Source organism: Streptococcus sp. SGI.013 (assembly GCF_050315295.1).
GTDB lineage: Bacteria > Bacillota > Bacilli > Lactobacillales > Streptococcaceae > Streptococcus > Streptococcus porcorum.
Genome location: NZ_JBNPOS010000125.1, coordinates 1 through 201 on the forward strand (window position 1 = coordinate 1; position 201 = coordinate 201).

General features: G+C 39.3%; 1 protein-coding gene. It reads right to left on the reverse strand.

Features of this window, described 5'->3' with window-relative positions; genetic code table 11:
- Positions 1-201 (reverse strand): MucBP domain-containing protein (locus ACQRDX_RS09670; protein ID WP_427897471.1); only part of this gene is annotated, 201 nt, incomplete at both ends.

Below are 201 nucleotides of genomic sequence, written 5' to 3' on the forward strand. Positions count from 1 at the left end.
AATTGATGTTTCACCTTCTACAACTGTTCCGTTTTCTGAACCAACAGTCTTAGATGGAACAAGAACGTAACGTGTACCGTCTTCAGTAACGATTTCAGTTGGTTTGTTATCTGTTGTATCGTAATCTGTACCAACTGCAGCATTAGCTGTATCAGTTACTGGTGCTTTGATCACATTACCTTCAGAGTCCACATAGTTAAC